Source organism: Capnocytophaga sp. oral taxon 324 str. F0483 (assembly GCF_000318315.2).
Lineage (GTDB): Bacteria > Bacteroidota > Bacteroidia > Flavobacteriales > Flavobacteriaceae > Capnocytophaga > Capnocytophaga ochracea.
On sequence record NZ_KB291509.1, the window covers coordinates 1 to 1,260 of the forward strand.

Genomic DNA, 1,260 nt, shown 5'->3' on the forward strand with positions numbered 1-1,260 from the left:
AAACTAAGGTTGTAAGGAACATTTTTAACTATCTGAATAAGAATACATTTTTGAAGGATCTCCTCCGCAATGGATTACAATTTCTTTAATTATTTCATCTTGTAAACCATAACAAAATCGCCTTTTAGGGATTTTATAGCCTTTCAATCCTTCTTCTTTTATGTATGTCAATAGTAATATTGATGCTATTAATATTACATACATCATCACTTGTATGCCATTGAGATTTCTTGAAAAAAAATGTTTAAAGTTAAGCTCTTGCTTTATAAAACGAAAATACTGCTCTATCTTCCAACGATTTCTATAAATTCCGGCTATTTGCTCATCACTAAAATCATCGGTTAAGTTACTTAAAAACAGTATCTTTTCTTCTTTAATTTCTCCTCTCTTCTCATCCTTCTTTAGCAGTCTACCCTCTATCAAACGAAAGGTTTTTTTGTCTTGTTTTGACTTTTAGTGAAAAGATGTACTTTCTGACTGCTAATTAGGCGCAGATGCTCATCTTGCTCATCTAATTTCTTTACTTGACTCCCTTCTGCTAAAATATACTTTGAGTCTTTGTAAATTCGGGTGACAAAATATTGAGTCTGCTCATCTGAAAGCTCATCCATTACCTTTCTGTCTTTCATCCCTCTGTCGAACACTGCTATATCTTTCTTATCAGCAGTATGTTCCTTGAGAATATCACCAAGTGCTAAATCTTCACTTATCATTTCTTGTTGGTGATGAATTTTACACTTGAATGGTAAGTTTGAAAATCCAATGGTGAATTTTAAGCTTAGCTTTCCTTGCTCATCTTTTTTATTCTTCTGTCCATTTTGCATTCCTAAATGCAGTAGTTTGGATGAGATACTCACTATTGTAGAATCATAACTACTTATTTTAGAAGTAATTCCTTCTTCTAAAAAAGGTGCATACTTCTTTACGCAATAAGCAAAAAGTCTTTCAAAGAAAACTACATTTATTTTAGCAATCCTTTCTGCAATGCTACTATGTGATATGACTTTAGTAAGTGATATCTTAGCAATCATTTTAAAGAAATTTGTGATATAAAAGTTTTCAAAAGTTCTTAGACTAGCTCTATCATCTGTCAAAGCACCGAAAATTAGCAACTTAAATATTTCTATTCCTTTAAGTTTTTTGCTATATTTATCGACTCCTGTTTCTTTTACAAGAAATTCTAACTCTTTATCTTCTATCTTAGAAAAGATATTTGAAATTCTTTTTCTATTCTTTATTATAGTGGTCATAACTTTTTTT

The 1,260-nt window shown here is 30.5% G+C and carries 2 protein-coding genes; both read right to left on the minus strand.

Features of this window, described 5'->3' with window-relative positions; all coding sequences use genetic code 11:
* Nucleotides 1-24: 24 nt before the first annotated feature.
* On the minus strand, nt 25-423 hold the full coding sequence (locus HMPREF9072_RS04570; RefSeq protein ID WP_009410762.1) for a transposase: 399 nt from the start codon (nt 421-423) through the stop codon (nt 25-27).
* Nucleotides 420-1,260: hypothetical protein (locus HMPREF9072_RS04575; RefSeq protein WP_009410763.1), on the minus strand; the 841-nt coding region annotated here is incomplete at its 5' end. The genes HMPREF9072_RS04570 and HMPREF9072_RS04575, both read right to left, overlap by 4 nt.